Genomic DNA, 17,021 nt, shown 5'->3' with positions numbered 1-17,021 from the left:
CATCATTAGTCATGAATGAAGTTGAATTGACCCGCGACGCACTGATCTTAGAAGCGCTCAACGTGCTCGCGCAGAAATCTCGCATCACCCCCAGCGCGCTACTACTTTTAAATTTTCCGTTTACCGACACCCAAATTACCGGCCTCGACCGATTCCTAAACCAGAGCCTGTTCTACCGTCAGGCATTATCCGCCGCTGACGTCGCCGAACAGCTCCACCAGGTACGGCCAGAAATGTCAGCCAAAGACTACCATTTTCTCGCCCAGGACCTGATCAAGGCCTGGAAAAAAGAAGACCGCTACCACGGCCTGGTTTTTGCGTAGGCCAGATTCCACGTCAAAAACGAGAGTGGGACAAAAGGCGGTTAGCTGGCGAGCATTAAGGCTGATAAGCGAATAATCCCGGGCTTGGATTGTTTGCTTATCAGTTTTAAGCGGAACCAGCTGCCTTTTGGCCCAGGTTTCAACACCAGATATTCGGAGACACAAAGGGCCTGAGACTTTTGTCCTAGACCCGCTTTACATGACCTATATTACTTATGCCAGTACCGCCAGGCGACCTCAATCAGGTCGATTACCGCGAATAACGCGATAAATCCCACGACGGCTTCCACGAAGAAGACGCCATAGTCGACCCAAAACAGTTCGCCCAAGGTGATGAGGTCCACGACCCCTTTCACCAGGAAAACTGGTACTAACAAACACAAGAAAACCCCTAGTAGATCGACCGTTTGCACGATTTGTTCCTTCAATAAGCGTTGAAATTCCATCCCCGCGCCTCCTCTAGATTCAAGCCACTTGCCCCACTTAGCGTTTTCCCCACGCTATCCCCAAAGTTAAGCAACCAAATAGTTTCTATCTGTAAGTATACACTCGTTTAATCTGTAAACACCAGCCTGACTATTTGATTTGTCGAAAAAAAACCGTTCCGCTAAATAGCGAAACGACTTTTTTCTCAGTGACTATTTCCAATAAGCATATTTATATTGGGCATCACTCATCATGGTGTATTTCAGTCCACCCACAGAATCCGAAACCAGGTGGGCCTTAGCCTGTTGATAGAGCGGCACCAGACCGGCTTGCTTCGTCACGTAGGTGTCGGCTTCCTTTAACAGATCCCACCGTTGTTGCGTGGTGTGGTTGGCCGTATCATCGACTTGTTTCATCAGCTTGTTGAAGTGGGCGTCATCCCACTTGGTAAAGTTCACGGAGCTGGTACCGTCGGCCATTTGCAAGAAGTCAGCAGGGTCCCGCCAATCGGTCGTCCACCCGTCGAGGTCGATGTCAAAGTTGCCAGCGGCGCCCTTGGCGATCTGTTGGGCCAGTGGCATGGACTTGATGGTGATCGTCAGCCCTGGCATGTACTTTTGGGCCTGTTGTTGCAGGTACTGTGCAACGTGCTTTTGTTCATCGGTATCCGCCGTCAGGAGCTCCAAATTGGCTTTCTTGATGCCCAGTTCTTGTTTGGCTTGCTTCCACAGTTGCGTGGCCTTCTTGGGATTGTAGCTCAAGAGATTACCGACATCAGCCGTGAAATCCTTACCAGTCGTCGGGTCATCGCCATCACCGGTCGGAATCAGGCTCTTAGCAGCCGCCGACCCATCCTGTAAGACGTTCTTGGTCAGCGCTTGCCGATCAACGACGTAGGAGAAGGCTTGCCGAACCTTGGTGTTGTGCGTCACCGTCTTCTTATCATTGAATTCCAAGAACCGCATCGAACTGTTCAGTGTGGTCTTCAATTCAGGATTATTGGCATTTTGCTTGATGTATTGACCAGACAGGACCGTTTCTTGGACCTTGCCGGACTTGAAGAGGTTGGCGGAGGTCCCAGGATCCTTGACGACTTGCACGTTGACCTTGGCGATCTTCACACCCTTGGCATTCCAGTAATGCTGATTCTTTACGTAAGACCAACTGTCGGTCGAGCCGCTCCAACCTACCAACTTATAAGGTCCCTCAGACATCGTCTTTTCTGCACTGGTCCCGTACTGGTTGCCATACTTTTTAAAGAGGTCCGTCTTCATGGGATAGGCCGCCGTGGCCAAGATATCTGGCAACCATGGTTGGGGTTGTGACAATGTCAGCTGTAAGGTTTGCTTGTCCAGTGCCTTCGCGCCCAACGCGGATGGCGCCTTCTTACCGGCTTGGACCGCGTCATAATTCTTTAAATATTTCAGCTTGTTGGCCACCTGTGACTTGGACTTGGGATTGACCTGCCAGTCAAAGGAGGTCACGAAGTCTTGGGCTGTGACCGCATCCCCGTTGGCCCATTTGGCATTCTTCTTGATCTTAAACGTGTAGACCGTGCCGTTTTTGGTTGGTTTTACGACCTTTTCAGCGACGCCCGCCACGACCTTGCCGTTTTGATCAAGCGTGTAGAGTCCCTCTTCCGTTTGCGCAATCAGGCTTGAACTGTTACTGTCACCCGAAATGGCTGGGTCGGCGGTCGCCGGATTCCCAATCATCGTGACGTTTAACGCCTTATCAGCGTTGCTTTGTGCCTGTGTGGCCCCACAACCGGCCAGTGCGGTGATGGCCATGAATCCCAATCCTAATCCTAAAAGTTTTTTCATATTGATTACTCCTCAATTTTTGTCGGTACCAAGCAAAAAAGTCGCCCATCCTCGTCGACCATCTCTGGTCAACAAGGGCGAACGACTCGCGGTACCACCTTGTTTTATCTCTCAGCGTGCTGATGCACCGTGTGGTAATGGACACGACCCAGGCGGGGCTACCAATTTCACCGCGCCGACTTCCAGATGCGCTTCACCCGTGCGTTTGATCCGGCTCTCATCATTCCGGACTCGCTAAGCAAACGGTAGCGGGTTACTCTTCTGGCAACGTCTTCTTGATTGATATTAAATTTATCATCATTCATTTTGATTGTCAATCCTTTTATAAACATTCATTTTTATGTATATTTTCTGAATAATCGCGTAAAAAAAGAACGAACCCGCGTCGCCGTAGGTTCGTCTCCTTGTATATTTGCGTTGCACGCCTGTAAAATCGCCCGCAAACTTTTTATTTATGCATGTCTTGTTGCCGATGGCCCTGCGTCACGGTGGTCGTTTGCCGACTCACCGTTTTGCCCGCCTGACTAGTCGTTGTTTGCGTCTTGACTGCCACGTGCCCCTTGCCGGTGGTATCCAATTGCACGGCCGTTTGCCCGGAAGCCGGTTGAACGACCGAATCTGTTACAGTGGATTGACTTTGCGGTACCTGACTGAAGAGCAAGCCCCCAGCCACTAGGCCCAGCAAGATACCACTGATTCCCCTTGTTTTTTTTGTCATGTGCTTGTCCCCTGATTTCCCTTTTGTGCGTAATACTTCCTCTTAGTCAATTATACACCCAAAAGGCAAATAACTTACTTATAAATTTCCACATTCCGTTGGTTGCTGGTAATCATCAGCCCATTGACCCCTAAAATCACCAGATTGGCGGCCGCAGCGATCACGAATAGCAGCGTATAAGAACCGTGATCGATGACCAAGCCCCCGAATAAGGGCCCGAATGCCTTGCCCACATTGGCCCAGGCATTGGCCATGCCCTGATACTTACCCTTGACCGCGCGGGGCGTCAGGCTGTTCACAATCGCTGGGATTGCCGGAAAGGCCGTCGCTTCGCCCAGCGTCAAGATGACCATGGCTAACACAAAATGGCCATAATCCTTGGCAAAAATCAGCGTCGCAAACGATAGCGCCACGAAGAAGATACCGGCGTAGACCTGCAGGTACAGATTGCTAAAGAAGTTCGCCAACCAGTTGAGCACCGCCTGGAAGACCACGATCAGACCCGCATTGATGGTCCACAACAGGCTGTACTCACGCATCGGAATCCCCATCCCGGTCATGTACACGGACAAGTTAGAGACCCACTGCTCGTACATCACCCAAATGACGATTAGCGAAATAAAAAAGGTTGCCATGATCCGCCGGTTGGGCCGGGGAATCGTGATCACCTGCGTCGTCTGGGTCACGACCTGCCGTTGCATCACCGCGGGTGCATGGTAACAGGTCACCACGACCGTTAAGAAACACACGAACAGGCTGAACGCAATCACAAACAGCAGCGTCACGCTCACGCTATACACGAAGCCCACCAGCGCCGTCCCCAAGACGACCCCGAGGTTCTGCGCAAAGTAGAGCATGTTAAAGATGTAGCGACCATCGCGACTGTGAATGGTCGTTCCCAGTGAATTGACCATCGTCAGCGTCCACCCCGAGGCCAACCCCAAGAAGATCAGGGAGATCGGGAATGCCGGCCAGTCGTGATTAAAGATCAGACTCCCTAACGTTACCAATGACGTGGTCACGCTCCCCACAATCAGGTAGAAGGGATTGTACCGGTCAAACAGTCGGCCACCAATCACGCTTCCCACCACATTGGCTGAGGAGTACAACAGAAGAATGACCCCGACTGACGTCAACGACGCCCCCAATCGGTTATGCATGTAGATCGTCGTTAAGGGCCAAATGAAACTCATACCAATACTACTGAACAAGGCGCCCAGCAATAACCAGCGGAGTCGAATTTCGCGCATAAGCCGCCTTCTCTCTAAAGTTAAAATTTAATTAGACTAATTCTAACATATTTTTCCGGCCAAACACTATCTCCGGCCGACGAGTTAATTGCTTTTTAGCGACCGCGTCCCGTAAACTAGGCTTGAGAGGAGCCCTGAATCATGACACTTTTGTTCATTAATGGTAGTCCCCGCAAGCACGGCAACACTGCCACCTTAGGCGAACGCTTCTTGCAAGACTATCCCCACAGCACTATTCACCTCACCGACCATCCCCTTCACTTTGTCCAGGACAACCGCGACACCGACCGCCCACAACGCGATTCGACGGATGACTACGAACAGTTGATGACCACCTTTGCGCAGGCAGATGATATCGTCTTGGGCACCCCGGTCTACTGGTACGGAATGACCGGCCAGCTCAAGGTCTTCATGGACCGCTGGTTTGACAGCTACACCAACGGATTTGACTTTGCCAATAAGCGTCTCTATCTTCTGGTCGTCGGTGCCGATGCGCCCCAGACCAAGGCTTTAGGTATCACCCAAGCCGTCCAACACTCCTGCGAATGGCTCAAAATGTCATTTCAAGGGACAGCGACCGTGACGGCTGACGGCCCTGGAGATGTCGCCGCGATGACCGACCTCCCTGGCAGTTACTGGCAACTGGCCGCTAAGCTTCATACCCAACACTAAGCTGTTTCACGTGAAACAAAAAATGCTCGTGGCAACTACCTCATCGGCAATTGTCCACGAGCATTATTTTTTTTATTTAAACCGTATAATCCTCATCCATAATCAACACGGGCTTAATCACTTCACCGCTCGTTGAGGCCTGATCGGCGGCGTTGATGTCGGCGAACTTGAAGGTCTTTTCCAGTTTGTCGAAGGGATAGAGGCCCTTTTGCCAAAGAGAGATCAAGCGTTTCAACTCAGTTTGCGGCACGGCATTGCCCATAACCACACCAGTGATTGTCTTCTGCGCGCCAACCAAATCGTTGAATGGCACCAGTGTCATTTCCTGTTGGGAAACGGCTAATGGGGCAAATACCCCGTTGATTCCCGTCGCGTCCAGGGCTTGTTTCATCACGCTGGTAATCCCAGTCGTGTCGACTGCATAATCCACACCCTTACCACCAGTCAGGTCACGAATCGCTTGGACGGGATCGACTTCGGCCGAATTGACCGTGTCTGTCGCCCCAATTTCCACAGCAGTCGCTAACCGGTTGGGTTTGATATCTACCGAAATAATTTGGGTACAACCCGCTACTTTGGCCGCCATCAGTGAACCTGCGCCCACGGCACCCGTCCCAAAGATGGAAATGCTGGAACCTGGTTCTGGCTTCAAGGTATTAAAGATAGTCCCTGACCCGGTCACAAAACCACAGCCCAGTGGGCCAACCTTCCGCAGGTCAACGTCCTTGCCCACGACCGTCACATTATGGTCCTGAACTAGCGTCGTTGTGCTAAACGATGACTGATTAAAGAAATTGCTGACGTCGCTACCATCTTCTTTGGTAAAGCTGCTTTGTCCATTCGGGCGTTTGCCACCCATATTCAGTGGCCCCCAGTTCACACAAGACGCCGGTTGACCAGCTAGACAATTGTCGCAGGTTCCATCATAGTCATAGGACAAAACCACGTGGTCACCCACCTGAATACCATCGACCGCAGCGCCGACTTTTTCGACAATACCAGCACCTTCATGCCCTAAAACAACCGGCAAAGGCAAATCGCCAGCATCGCCGACTCGGACCGCTTCATCACTATGGCAAATACCACTTGCTACGATATGAACTAAGACTTCTTTGGGACCAGGATTATCGTCAACCAAGATTTGTTTCAGTTCAAACGGGGCGTTGCGCTTCTCTACAACTGCAGCTTCTACTTTCTTTGTCATCAGACGCCACTCCTTTTAATCAGTAGTTTGTGAACAATTTCATAATAGCTGCTACGTCAGGGTCCGTCAAGTGACCGACCAAACACAAAAGTAACGAAAAAACCCATGACACTAACGAAAAGTCAGCATCATGGGCCCTAAATTTTTATTTAAACCGTATAATCCTCATCCATAATCAACACTGGCTTAATCACTTCGCCACTCGTTGAGGCCTGATCGGCGGCGTTGATGTCGGCGAACTTGAAGGTCTTTTCCAGTTTGTCGAAGGGGTAGAGGCCCTTTTGCCAGAAGGAAATCAACTTTTTGATCTCAATCTGTGGCACCGCATTGCCCATCAAGACACCGACCACGGATTTTTGCGTGGCAACCAAGTCATTGAATGGGACGAGGTCCAGTTCCTTTTGTGAAACGGCCAGCGGTGCGAAGACCCCGTTAATGCCCATGGCATCAACAGCTTGCTTCATCACGGCAGTCAGTCCGGTCGTGTCGACCGCGTAGTCCACACCCTTACCACCGGTGATTTCCTTAATTGCGGCAACGGCATCGACTTCCTTGGAGTTGACCGTGTCCGTGGCACCAATTTCTTTGGACATAGCCAAACGTTCTGGCACGATGTCGACAGAAATAATCTTGGCACAGCCTGAGATCTTAGCAGCCATTAACGCTGCCGAGCCGACTGCCCCAGTCCCAAAGATGGCCATCGTTGAATTAGGTTCCGGCTTCAAGGTGTTGAAGACCGTCCCTGACCCCGTGACGAAGCCACAGCCCAGTGGGCCAACCTTCCGCAGGTCAACGTCCTTGCCCACGACCGTCACGTTACTTTCCTGAACCAACGTGGTCGTACTGAAGGAAGCCTGGTTAAACATGCTGCCCAGGCCCTTGCTGGTGTCGGCGGTATCTGTAAAGACGGGCTTGCCGTTCGGCCGCTTGCCACTGCCCATGTTCAAGGGTACCCACTGCTCACAAGAAGCGGGTTGACCAGCCAAACAGTTGTCACACGTGCCATCGTAGGCGTATGACAACACCACGTGGTCCCCGACGGCCACGCCACTCACAGCGGATCCGACCTTTTCCACGATACCGGCGCCTTCATGGCCCAACACGATTGGCAACGGCAGGTCGCCAGCATCACCGACCCGCACGGCTTCGTCACTGTGACAAATTCCGCTCGCAACAATGTGGACCAAAACCTCCTTAGGTCCTGGTTGGTCATCCACCAACACATTTTTCACAACGAAGGGATCGTTTCGTTTTTCTACGACTGCTGCTTGCACTTCTTTTGCCATTTGTTCGCCACTCCTTTTCACTTTTGGTAACGCTTACATCATACCCGTTATTGTGAACAAACGTCAAGAACTATTTTTGACAAATGTGCTTTTACAACCACAAAAAAACCACCGCTCGGGGAAAGCGATGGTCATCGGAGTAGGGGTAACGTCATTATATAAGAATGACGTTAACTATTTTTTCATTATTCCAGGGGAGGAGGAGTACATGAAAAAAGATTGTTAATCTTTGGTAGAAGTAACCGATTGGTTAGCTTCTATGCTTTATATACTAATGGGAAAATATGATGAAATTGTGAACTTTCTGGCACACTCTTATGAATTTTAAATATGTTGACTATTGAATTCGTTATAACCTAAGCGTACCAAGGGTTTTGGGCCACAAGTGATTTTAATCTGCGCATCATTTTGCCACCTATTTTTGCCCACCGAATTGTCTTTATGCAGTTGAAACCGGTTTATTCAAAAATTTATACAAAAACGGGTCTGGGATAAAAGTCTCAGACCCTTTGTGTCTCCGAATATCTGGTGTTGAAACCTGGGCCAAAAGGCAGCTGGTTCCGCTTAAAACTGATAAGCAAACAATCCAAACCCGGGATTATTCGCTTATCAGCCTTAATGCTCGCCAGCTAACCGCCTGTTGTCCCACTCTCGTTTAATCTTATTGTCCCGGGGTGTAGGCCACCGAGGAAAACTTGTTAAACGACTTTACGAAGAGCAGCTTGACCGTTCCCCGAGGACCCGACCGGTTCTTTTCAATAATGACTTCGACTTCGCCGACATCTTGGTCGCCCTCTTCACGTGGGTCGCTGTCGTTGTCACCACCGCCATCCTCGTCGCCTTCGCGTTCGTAGTAGTCATCCCGGTACAGGAAGGAAACGATATCGGCATCTTGTTCGATCGACCCGGATTCCCGAATATCGGACAACACCGGTCGCTTGTCTTGCCGCTGTTCCACGCCCCGTGAGAGCTGAGACAACGCAATGACCGGCACATGCAATTCCTTGGCCAGCTTCTTCAACTGCCGTGAAATATCAGAGACTTCTTGTTGCCGACTTTCGTGGTTGGTTCCCTCAATCAGCTGCAGGTAATCGATCACGATCAGACCCAGGTTGCCCTTTTCCTTGGCCAATCGCCGACATTTGGCCCGAATTTCGGTAATCTTATTGCCGGCCGTATCGTCGATGTAAATGCTGGCCTTGGCCAGACTCCCCATCGCTACGATCAGGTTTTGCCATTCTTCTTCGGACAGTTGCCCGGTCCGCAAGTGATTGGCATCGATAGACCCTTCCGCACAGAGCATCCGGTTGACCAACGACTCGGCACTCATTTCCAGACTAAAAATGGCCACGGTCTTGTCCGTCTTGGTCCCGACATTTTGCGCAATATTCAACGCAAAGGCGGTCTTCCCAACGGCTGGCCGCGCGGCTAAGATCATCAGCTCGTCGTCGTGTAGACCGGTCGTCATTTTATCCAGCTCCGCGTACCCGGTCGACAACCCGGTGATCACGTCGCCTTGTTCCGATAACTTGTTGATTTCTTCAAATGAACTGTTCAAGACATCGCGAATCGGCTTGAAACCGGACTGGTTACGGGTTTCCGCCACACCCATGATGTCACGTTCGGCGTTGTCCAGAAGGTCCGCCACGTCGCCATCTTGCTGGTATCCCTGCGTGGCAATGTTGGTAGCCGTTTGAATCAGCCGCCGTAAAATGGCCTTTTCTTGAACGATTTTGGCGTAGTAGGTGGCATTGGCCGCCGTGGGGACGGAACCCGCCAGTTCAGCAATGTAGGTGACGCCGCCAACGTCATCCAACTCATTTTTCGACGTTAAGCGGTCGGTGATGGTGACCACATCGATGGCCTCATCCCGGTCGTTTAGATCGATCATCGCTTGGAAAATAATCTGGTGTTCCCGGCGGTAAAAGTCCTCTGGGGCCAGGTATTCCAGCGCATCCACCAACGCGTCGGTACTCAAAAAGATCGCCCCTAAGACGGCCTTTTCGGCGCTGAGGCTTTGTGGTGGTGTGTGATCTGTTAGAACGTTATTATCCATGCTTTTTGATTACCTCTTTAAAAAAATCACCGACAGAAACTAGAGTTCCATTTTACCATGGAATGGGGTCACGAGCGAATCTGGTGCCTGGCTTTTTTCACGCAAAAAGGCCGCCCAGAACGGACGACCTTCCCTTAACTTTATTTTTGCTTGGCAACCACGTGGACCCGAATCTTGGCGGTCACGTCGCTGTGCAACTTGACCGGCACGTTGGTAAATCCTAACGTGCGAATTGGTTCAGGGAGTTCAACCTTGCGTTTATCAATCTTTAAATCAAATTGTTTTTGTAAGGCTTGAACGATCTGCTTGCTAGGAATCGACCCGAATAACCGGTCGTCTTCCCCGGCCTTGGCCACGATTTCAACCACAGTCTTGTCAGCCTCCAAATGCTTTTGCAATTCCTTAGCTTCGGCTAGTTCTTCAGCTTCGCGGCGTTGTTCCGCTTTACGTTCAGCGGTCAACTGACTCATGGCGGATTGGTTGGCTTCCTTAGCCAAGCCCCGCTTGATCAGGAAATTTTGGGCGTAACCGTCGGGAACATTCTTGATTTCCCCGCGTTTGCCCTTACCGCGAACGTCTTTCACAAAAATAACTTTCACGTCGTTCACTCCTCACTTATTGCATATCTAATCTTATCCTACGCCACCTCACGCCCAGAAGCAATTAACTATGTGGTCGCTGGTTCCGGCTCCGCGCTGTGGTTTAAGATGTCTAACAGCTCTTGTTTGACCTCAGCAACCGTCTTGTCACTGATCTGGGTCGCCGCGTTGGACAAGTGACCGCCGCCGCCCATGGCTTCCATGGTCAGCTGAACGTTGATCTCACCCAAGGACCGCGCGGAAATGCCCACGCGCCCGTCAGCCCGGCGCGTCACCACGAACGAGGCGTCGACGCCCGACATGTTCAAGAGATCATCGGCCGCCTGCGCTGCCGTGACGGGGTCGTAGGTTTGGTCCTCTTCCCCCGTGATCAAGGCCATGTCTTCATTGACGAACTCAACCATTTCGATCAAATGATTGCGCTGCAGGTAACTGTCGACATTTTCCTTCATATACTGTTGCATCTCAACGGCATCGGCCCCGGCTGACCGCAAGTAACTCGCGGCGTCAAAGGTCCGGGTTCCGGTCCGCAACGAGAAATGCTTGGTGTCCACGAAGATCCCCGTCAACATCGCTGTGGCTTCCAGCTTATTGATTGGTTCGCTTTCTTGGGACTGGTACTCAAACATTTCGGTGATCAGCTCACACGTCGAGCTGGCGTACGGTTCGATGTAGACCAGCAGTGGGTTTTCAGGGAACTCCTCGCCCCGCCGGTGATGGTCGATGATCATGACCCGGTTTTCCAGGCGTTGGTAGAGCTCCGCTGAAATCGAAATGGATGGCTTCGAGTGGTCGACCATCAAGAGCATGCTCTGGTCGGTGGCCTTCTCCAAGGCTTCGGCTGGCGAAATGATGGCCGCGTCCACGTCCGGATAGGCCTTCAAGTTATCCAATAACCGTTGCACATCGGAATGGACGGTCTCCTTGTCGAGCACGATCCAACAGGTCTTGTTGTTCATCTTGGCGATCCGGCGAATCCCCAAGCAAGCGCCCAGCGAATCCATATCCGGTTGCGTATGCCCCTGCACGAAGATCTGATCCGATTCGTTCATCAGTTCCTGCAGTGCTTGGGAAATCATCCGCGCACGAACCCGCGTCCGTTTCTCCATCGGGTTGGTCTTGCCACCGTAGTAGCGAGCTTCTTGGTCGGCCGCCTTGACGACAACTTGGTCCCCACCCCGACCGAGCGCCAGGTCCAGATTACTCTGGGCTTGGTCGGCCAGCTTATTTAGGTTCGCATCGCCATACGCGATCCCCATGCTCAAGGTCAACGGGAAGTTTTGCTTCGACGTGCTCTCCCGAATCGTATCGAGGATCTTGAACTTATCTGCTTCAATGGCCGCCAGTGACTTGGCATAGGCCAGCACGAAGTAGTGGTCATCATCCAGTTGCTTTAGGTACATATCAAACTGCTGGACCCAAGCAGACAGCTCGTTGGTCACGTAATTGCGCAGGTTTGAAATATCCTGGTCGGTCATCGACTGGGTAATTTCATCGTAGTTATCCAAGAAGATCTGACCAATCGCAATCTTTTCGTTGTCGTACTGTTCCTGAATCAACTGGTAATGCGTGATGTCGTACAGATAGACCGCGTGGAAATCGGGCTGAACGTACAGCGTGAAACGATAGTCGCGCCAGCTTACGGTCGTCATGGTCTGCGGCTTCGTCGTCGCAACCAGTTTGGCCAGGTCACTATCAACCTCATTGAGCGGCCGGTTCAACACATCCGTATCCCCGAAGTAGTGCTGCAGGTACGGGTTGACCCACTCAATCTGGTCATTGTCGCCCAGAATCATGACACCCGGCGGCATACGAATCAGCGCCTCCTGCTCGCCCTGCTGAATGCGAAACGACAGGTCGGAAATGTACTGCGTGGTGTCGGCCCCAATCTCGGCCATGGTATTAAAGACCAGTAGCATCGAGATGCCGACCAACACCAAAATGACAAGGCCAAAGATCCAGTTCAACAGAAACGACAGGACAATGCCGAGAATCGCCAGTAACGCCATGAGCAGCGCGATTCCGCGGAGCCGCCGATTCTGTAAGAACTCGGGCACATTGGCTCGTGAAAATATTTTATTCATACTTGCTCCTCATCTGTTTCATCGAAAAAGTTATGGTTACCCAAGCGATTTGCACTGGGTCAGAAAGTTACAAATAATACCTTTATTTTAGCACACTTCAGGGTCAGGACAAAACAACCGTTTCCGGATGAAACCCCGGCATGACGGGGCTGGTTTAGCATAACAGGCGCACCGGAAAATCACCCCTTGACCTTGACGTTACGACAACCTCTATAGTAGATTTTAAGCAAGAAAGGAGGGGGTCCCCATGGCTTACAGCATCCAAGCCCTAGCGAAATTGGCTGGTGTTAGTCCCCGCACACTTCGCTACTATGATCAGATTGGATTATTATCTGCCCAGCGTAATCCAACTAATGGTTACCGGATTTATCCGGCAACCGCCGTGGATCAACTTCAATTGATTCGTTATTTTCAAGCTTTTGGTTTCAGCCTGGTGGAGATCCAATCGCTACTCGCACAGTCCCCGGCACAACAAACGGCAGCGCTAGCGAAACAGCGGGCCACACTAGCCGCCCAGCGCGATCACCTCACTGAATTGCTGACTACCTTAGACCGCACCCTTGCGGCCAGAAACGGAGGTCCTCAAATGACCGATACCGAAAAATTTGCCGCATTTAAACGGGCACAAGTCACCCAAAATGAACAAGCCTTTGGTGATGAGGCGCGTGAACGCTATGGCACGACTGCCTTTACCGACAGTCAACAAAAATTCGCCCACCTCAGTGCTGCCGACTACCAGGCCATGCAGGCAACTGAACATGCGTTGTTCGCCGCATTAAAGGCGGTGGCACACAGTGGCGACCTGGCCAGTGCCACGGCCCAGCGCGTGTACCAACTGCATCGCCAATGGCTATGTTTCACGTGGAACAATTACACAGCTGCGACTCATCGCGGGTTGGCCAATCTGTATGCAGCGGACGAACGTTTTGCCGCCTACTATAACGAACACGTCGGCTTGCCCAACGCTACGAAGACGTTGGTCGCCATTATTTTACGCTATGCGCGGTAGGAAATATAGTAACTACGCTTGATTATTTTTCTGGATTAGTACCCCTAATGTCAGTAGTCCTACCGTCCAAATTAACCGCCCTGCCAAAAATAATGACGGCCAAATCTCTACTACTAGTCCCCCAACCAAACTGTTAGCCCCATCCCCTGCCCACGAAAAATTCTTATTGACATTCGCATAATTCCTGCTAAACTAGCAATCATTAACAATTGATTAGAAAATTAAAAAGTAATGATGAAGACCAGTAGTGTGGTTGGTCCTGGTTAGCGAGCCCGGTTAAGTGCAAGCGGGTCCACCCCGACGACATGAACTCCCTTCTGAACTGTCCGCTGAAATTCAAGTAAGTCCGACCGGTCGCAAACCGTTATCCTTGCAGTGAATCGCGACCTGGCCAACTCACCGGACCTAGCCGATGATACTTGGCCTCTAGGAGTGTCGCTGTTCATGTTCGAGTAAAAATTAAGGTGGTACCGTGCGACAGCGCCCTTACGGAGAAGTTATTTCCGTAGGGGTGCTTTTTTGCGGCCACAACTATTTCTAATCAATTGATACTAGGAGGTTGTTTCACATGAAACATTTTACTGTCCTATTTCCCCTGACGATGCTGCTGGTAATCACGCTGAGTGCCTGTGGCAACGCTGCCGGCCAAACCACTAAGAACCGAACCTTGAACGTCACCTTAGCTGATGAACCCGCTACCGTCGATCCCAACAAAGACACAGATACCAACAGTGCCAGCGTCATTTTCCAAACCATGGAGGGCCTCTACACTTATGACCGCCAGCAGCACATCACGGCCGGTGTTGCCACCAAAATCGTGAAGCCCACCAATCATGGCAAGACCTACACCTTCACGCTGAAGCGCACAGCCAAATGGGCCAACGGGCAACGCGTCACTGCCCAAGACTTTGTGACCTCCCTGCAACGTATGGCTGACCCCAAGACCAAGGCGCAATACGCCAGTGTGCTGTCCGCCTTTAAGAACTACGATGCCATTCAGCGCAGTCGCCTCTCACCCAAGAAGTTGGGCATCACTGCGCTGAGCAAAACCAAGCTCCGCATTCAGCTGACGAAGGCCGTTCCCTACTTCAACGACCTCCTGGCCAGCAAATATTATCCGCTCAATACGGCCGCAGTGAAAAAGTATGGCAGTAAGTACGGCACGAGCGCGACCACTGCGGTTGCCAACGGCCCGTACAAATTGGTGGGCTGGACGGGGAGTAACGCGACCTGGCACTACGTCAAGAACCCCCATTACTGGAACGCCAAACACGTACAAATCAACCGGATCAAGGTCGCCGTGACCAAGGATGCCACGACCGCCGCCAATCTTTTCAAGGCCGGCAAGATCCAGGAAACCACCGTTAGTGGCGAATACGTTCGCGCCAACCGCAACGAGAAAAATTTACACACCCATTTGCTGGGACGGATGGCCCTTTTGACCTTCAATCACCAACGCCGGGCCACTGACTCCCAAGCTCTTCGCCAAGCCGTTTCCGCCGTCATCGACCGCAAACAGCTCACGCAACAGGTGCTCCAAGACGGGTCTAAGCCAGCCCTCAGCGCCATCCCCCGGGGCGATCAAACCAATCCGAAAACCGGCGGAGACATGGCAACCGAAACGGGCAATCTCTTGCCCCACAACGTGACGCAAGCGCAGGCTTCCTGGAAAAAATACCTAGCAGCCACCGGGAAGACCCACGTGACCCTGAACATTTTGACCGACGACAGCGATGATGATAAAAAGATTGGGACCTACCTCCAATCCGTGATGGAAAAGCATTTCAAAGGCCTGACCGTGACCACGACCGCCTTACCCCATGCCCAACACGTTGCGCGCGACTTCTCCGGTGATTTTGACCTCAACCTGATCGGGTGGTCCACTAACTGGCTCGACGCCTCGGACTACCTGGACTTGGCTGCCAAAGATAATTCCGTCAACTTCACGCACTGGAATGATCGGACTTACAACCGGCTTTTGACGACGGCTGAAAACCAGACTGGCCAAGCGCGTTATGCGGGGCTGGTCAAGGCCAATCAATACTTGATGCACGTCATGGGTTATGTCCCGTTATATCAACCCGCTGAAGCAAAATTGATCAGCGGCCAAGTGGGCGGCCTGACGTATTCACTCATCAATGACGCCCAATACCAATATGCCTACTGGAAATAACACTTACCCCTACCCGGAAAGGTGGTGACCCCCGCTTCTCTTGTGTGTCACTGATTTCGCACGTTACACAACCATTTATCAATCAAGGAGGACTCACTTATGACCCAAAAAACCTTTTTCAACTGCACCCTCTTCACGGGGCGTGATGACCAAAATATCGCTGACGCTTGGTTCACCGTGGATACCTCGACCGGTCGGCTAACCGCGCAGGGCACCGGCCATCCGGACACCACCGATGAACAAATTGACCTCCAGGGACAGTTTGTCATGCCCGGCTTCATTAACGTCCACACCCACATCACCAGTAACCCCGACTCCTTCAGCGGCAGCTTTGGGGCGTCGGAATCAGAATCCGCCGTCTTCGGCTACAAGAATCTCCAGCGGTTGTTAAAGTCTGGAGTCACCTACATTCGCCAGTGTGGGGCCACCTATGATGTCGATATCAAGCTCAAACGGCTTCAAGCCGCGGGTATCCTGCCACAAACGCCGCATATCATGGCGTCTGGTCGGGCCTTTTCAATGACTGGCGGACACGGTGACGGTCGGAACTCGGCCTACCTGGTAGATTCACCGGACGAGATGCGCAAGGGTGTTCGCCAGGCCTTTAAAGCTGGCGCCGAATGCATCAAGGTCATGGCCACCGGGGGCGTGATGACCCCCAATGATTTCATGGAGGACCCCCAGTTATCGGTCCCTGAAATGCGGGTAGCGGTTGAAGAGGCCCATCACAAACGGCGCATCGTGGCCGCCCATGCCGAAGGGAACCCGGGAATTCAAAACGCCCTGGACGCGGGGGTCGATTCCATTGAACACGGCTTTTACGTGAACGAAGCCGAGGCTCACCAAATGATTACCCAAAACACTTACCTCACCCCGACTTCGATCGCCGAATGGGTCATCCCCGAAAAGGGCCGCAACGTTTTGCCTGACTGGGAAGTCAAGAAGGCCGCCGACGCCATTGATGACACCTACCACAATCTCAAGCGCGCCTTCAAACTCGGCGTCAAGTTCACCTGCGGCACTGATGCGGGCACGCCGTTCAACGGCTTTGACCGCACGCCTGATGAATTCAGTCTCTTGATCAAAGTGGGCATGACTCCCGCCCAGGCTTACCAGTGCTCCAGCATTAATTCCGCGATCCTGCTGGGAATTGCGGACGACTACGGCACACTCGAAGTAGGCAAAGTTGCCGATTTCCAAGTCCTCAAGGCTGACCCCCTAGCGGATACCGCCAACGTGAAGCAGCCCGACAAGGCAGTCTACCTCGGTGGTCACCGTCAGTTTTAACGACCAGCGATGACAGCGAGGCCCGCTGAAGTTTCGGGTTCCAGTGTCGCTTAAATTTATTTATTTATGACAACGATTTTCCAATTGACTCCCCCACCAGCATTGCTATAC

Annotated in this window: 14 protein-coding genes; 5 read left to right on the top strand and 9 right to left on the bottom strand. The window is 51.9% G+C overall.

The window, feature by feature from the left end; all coding sequences use genetic code 11:
- The first annotated feature begins 11 nt into the window (after positions 1 to 11).
- Positions 12 to 323, top strand: a complete 312-nt coding sequence (locus tag NGM66_RS09265) for a hypothetical protein (RefSeq protein WP_208907204.1) — start codon at positions 12 to 14, stop codon at positions 321 to 323.
- Between the two features lie 209 nt (positions 324 to 532).
- On the opposite strand, the gene NGM66_RS09260 is transcribed toward NGM66_RS09265, so the two are convergent.
- The 4 genes from NGM66_RS09260 to NGM66_RS09245 form a co-directional block, all read right to left on the bottom strand.
- Positions 533 to 769, bottom strand: a complete 237-nt coding sequence (locus NGM66_RS09260; RefSeq protein WP_208907203.1) for a hypothetical protein — start codon at positions 767 to 769, stop codon at positions 533 to 535.
- A gap of 192 nt (positions 770 to 961) precedes the next feature.
- The gene (locus tag NGM66_RS09255; RefSeq protein WP_208907202.1) at positions 962 to 2,572 is read right to left on the bottom strand and encodes a peptide ABC transporter substrate-binding protein; all 1,611 of its coding nucleotides are present in this window, start codon (positions 2,570 to 2,572) and stop codon (positions 962 to 964) included.
- Between the two features lie 448 nt (positions 2,573 to 3,020).
- Positions 3,021 to 3,290: a hypothetical protein gene (locus NGM66_RS09250; protein ID WP_125574691.1), complete on the bottom strand. Its 270-nt coding sequence runs from the start codon at positions 3,288 to 3,290 to the stop codon at positions 3,021 to 3,023.
- 74 nt (positions 3,291 to 3,364) lie between these two features.
- Positions 3,365 to 4,540, bottom strand: coding sequence for an MDR family MFS transporter (locus NGM66_RS09245; RefSeq protein WP_208907201.1), 1,176 nt, complete (start codon positions 4,538 to 4,540; stop codon positions 3,365 to 3,367).
- A gap of 141 nt (positions 4,541 to 4,681) precedes the next feature.
- Here NGM66_RS09245 and NGM66_RS09240 point away from each other — a divergent pair, with 141 nt between their 5' ends.
- Positions 4,682 to 5,212 (top strand): flavodoxin family protein, encoded by a 531-nt coding sequence (locus tag NGM66_RS09240; RefSeq protein WP_208907200.1) that lies wholly within the window; start codon positions 4,682 to 4,684, stop codon positions 5,210 to 5,212.
- A 76-nt stretch (positions 5,213 to 5,288) separates the two neighbouring features.
- Here NGM66_RS09240 and NGM66_RS09235 read toward each other — a convergent pair whose 3' ends face one another.
- From NGM66_RS09235 to NGM66_RS09215, 5 genes are all read right to left on the bottom strand, one after another.
- Positions 5,289 to 6,416 carry an NAD(P)-dependent alcohol dehydrogenase gene (locus NGM66_RS09235; RefSeq protein WP_208907199.1) on the bottom strand — a complete coding sequence of 376 codons (1,128 nt, stop codon included), beginning with the start codon at positions 6,414 to 6,416 and terminating at the stop codon, positions 5,289 to 5,291.
- A gap of 149 nt (positions 6,417 to 6,565) precedes the next feature.
- Positions 6,566 to 7,702, bottom strand: coding sequence for an NAD(P)-dependent alcohol dehydrogenase (locus tag NGM66_RS09230; RefSeq protein ID WP_208907198.1), 1,137 nt, complete (start codon positions 7,700 to 7,702; stop codon positions 6,566 to 6,568).
- 661 nt (positions 7,703 to 8,363) lie between these two features.
- Positions 8,364 to 9,758, bottom strand: a complete 1,395-nt coding sequence (gene dnaB / locus NGM66_RS09225) for a replicative DNA helicase (RefSeq protein ID WP_125574695.1) — start codon at positions 9,756 to 9,758, stop codon at positions 8,364 to 8,366.
- 140 nt (positions 9,759 to 9,898) lie between these two features.
- Positions 9,899 to 10,357, bottom strand: coding sequence for a 50S ribosomal protein L9 (gene rplI, locus NGM66_RS09220; RefSeq protein WP_208907197.1), 459 nt, complete (start codon positions 10,355 to 10,357; stop codon positions 9,899 to 9,901).
- A gap of 68 nt (positions 10,358 to 10,425) precedes the next feature.
- Positions 10,426 to 12,441 (bottom strand): DHH family phosphoesterase, encoded by a 2,016-nt coding sequence (locus NGM66_RS09215; protein ID WP_209279986.1) that lies wholly within the window; start codon positions 12,439 to 12,441, stop codon positions 10,426 to 10,428.
- A 247-nt stretch (positions 12,442 to 12,688) separates the two neighbouring features.
- Between NGM66_RS09215 and NGM66_RS09210 the strand changes: the two genes are divergently transcribed.
- The 3 genes from NGM66_RS09210 to NGM66_RS09200 all read left to right on the top strand — a co-directional run bounded on the left by NGM66_RS09210 (position 12,689) and on the right by NGM66_RS09200 (position 16,910).
- Entirely contained in the window at positions 12,689 to 13,450 is a 762-nt protein-coding gene (locus NGM66_RS09210; protein WP_208907196.1) for a MerR family transcriptional regulator, read from the top strand.
- Between the two features lie 568 nt (positions 13,451 to 14,018).
- Positions 14,019 to 15,623: a peptide ABC transporter substrate-binding protein gene (locus tag NGM66_RS09205; RefSeq protein ID WP_208907195.1), complete on the top strand. Its 1,605-nt coding sequence runs from the start codon at positions 14,019 to 14,021 to the stop codon at positions 15,621 to 15,623.
- A 99-nt stretch (positions 15,624 to 15,722) separates the two neighbouring features.
- A complete protein-coding gene (locus tag NGM66_RS09200; protein ID WP_208907194.1) occupies positions 15,723 to 16,910 on the top strand; it encodes a metal-dependent hydrolase family protein in 1,188 nt (395 codons plus the stop codon).
- Positions 16,911 to 17,021 lie beyond the last annotated feature (111 nt).

This window comes from Levilactobacillus yiduensis (assembly GCF_024718525.1).
In the GTDB taxonomy this organism is placed as follows: Bacteria; Bacillota; Bacilli; order Lactobacillales; family Lactobacillaceae; genus Levilactobacillus; species Levilactobacillus yiduensis.
This window is presented reverse-complemented; position numbering and strand designations above follow the sequence as displayed.

Excerpts from the sequence above, each read along its gene's own strand:
- NGM66_RS09255 (WP_208907202.1), bottom strand. The coding sequence starts at position 2,572 with ATGAAAAAACTTTTAGGATTAGGATTGGGATTCATGGCCATCACCGCA.
- NGM66_RS09245 (WP_208907201.1), bottom strand. The coding sequence starts at position 4,540 with ATGCGCGAAATTCGACTCCGCTGGTTATTGCTGGGCGCCTTGTTCAGT.
- NGM66_RS09210 (WP_208907196.1), top strand. The coding sequence starts at position 12,689 with ATGGCTTACAGCATCCAAGCCCTAGCGAAATTGGCTGGTGTTAGTCCC.
- NGM66_RS09215 (WP_209279986.1), bottom strand. The coding sequence starts at position 12,441 with ATGAATAAAATATTTTCACGAGCCAATGTGCCCGAGTTCTTACAGAAT.
- NGM66_RS09205 (WP_208907195.1), top strand. The coding sequence starts at position 14,019 with ATGAAACATTTTACTGTCCTATTTCCCCTGACGATGCTGCTGGTAATC.
- NGM66_RS09260 (WP_208907203.1), bottom strand. The coding sequence starts at position 769 with ATGGAATTTCAACGCTTATTGAAGGAACAAATCGTGCAAACGGTCGAT.
- NGM66_RS09250 (WP_125574691.1), bottom strand. The coding sequence starts at position 3,290 with ATGACAAAAAAAACAAGGGGAATCAGTGGTATCTTGCTGGGCCTAGTG.
- NGM66_RS09235 (WP_208907199.1), bottom strand. The coding sequence starts at position 6,416 with ATGACAAAGAAAGTAGAAGCTGCAGTTGTAGAGAAGCGCAACGCCCCG.
- dnaB (WP_125574695.1), bottom strand. The coding sequence starts at position 9,758 with ATGGATAATAACGTTCTAACAGATCACACACCACCACAAAGCCTCAGC.
- NGM66_RS09200 (WP_208907194.1), top strand. The coding sequence starts at position 15,723 with ATGACCCAAAAAACCTTTTTCAACTGCACCCTCTTCACGGGGCGTGAT.
- NGM66_RS09240 (WP_208907200.1), top strand. The coding sequence starts at position 4,682 with ATGACACTTTTGTTCATTAATGGTAGTCCCCGCAAGCACGGCAACACT.
- NGM66_RS09230 (WP_208907198.1), bottom strand. The coding sequence starts at position 7,702 with ATGGCAAAAGAAGTGCAAGCAGCAGTCGTAGAAAAACGAAACGATCCC.
- NGM66_RS09265 (WP_208907204.1), top strand. The coding sequence starts at position 12 with ATGAATGAAGTTGAATTGACCCGCGACGCACTGATCTTAGAAGCGCTC.